At 71.4% G+C, this 311-nt stretch carries 1 protein-coding gene; it reads left to right on the top strand.

What is annotated here, in order from left to right:
• Positions 1 to 311: hypothetical protein (locus tag ACLWS4_RS38340; protein WP_416876617.1), on the top strand; the 311-nt coding region annotated here is incomplete at both ends.

The following is a 311-nucleotide window of genomic DNA, read 5'->3' as shown; positions in this document are numbered from 1 at the left end:
AGGCGATCGAGGAGAGCCTCGGCGACCTGCTGGGCGGCGGCGGGAAGCTGACGCCCTCCGAGACGCGCAACGTGCTGAAGGCGCTGTACGACAGCGGCGTCATCGACTCCACCCTGACCGACTACGGCTACGTCTCGGGCAAGTCCTCCGCCAAGGAGGGCGTGCAGTTCATCGACTCCCGCCTCAGGGGCGACGACCAGCAGCCCGCCACCACCTCGACGGACACCGACGCCGACGCCGCCACCGACTCGGACGCCGACGCCGACCGCACCTCCGAGCCGCCGGAGAGCCAGGACTCCGGGGACCGGATG

Origin of the sequence: Kitasatospora sp. SC0581 (assembly GCF_048159585.1) — a bacterium.
In the GTDB taxonomy this organism is placed as follows: Bacteria; Actinomycetota; Actinomycetes; order Streptomycetales; family Streptomycetaceae; genus Kitasatospora.
This window is presented reverse-complemented; position numbering and strand designations above follow the sequence as displayed.